1 protein-coding gene is annotated in these 259 nt (G+C 67.2%); it reads right to left on the reverse strand.

Going from position 1 to position 259, the window contains the following annotated elements; genetic code table 11:
* A partial coding sequence (locus AC5Y39_RS21250) for a transposase (protein ID WP_500048292.1) occupies positions 1 to 259 on the reverse strand: 259 nt, incomplete at both ends.

The following is a 259-nucleotide window of genomic DNA, read 5'->3' on the forward strand; positions in this document are numbered from 1 at the left end:
GTCCATCCGCCGCGTCGACACGCCGAGCAGATAGCAGGTGGCCACCACCGTGGTCAGTGCCCGCTCGGCGCGTTTGCGCCGTTCCAATAGCCAGTCCGGAAAGTAGGAGCCGTGCCGCAGCTTGGGGATCGCCAGATCCAACGTGCCTGCGCGCGTGTCGAATTGGCGACTGCGGTACCCGTTGCGCTGATTCGTGCGCTCACTACTGCGCTGACCGTATCCGGCGCCGCACAGGGCGTCGGCCTCCGCGCCCATCAAG

The sequence above is a fragment of the Mycobacterium sp. NGS39 genome, from assembly GCF_059812765.1.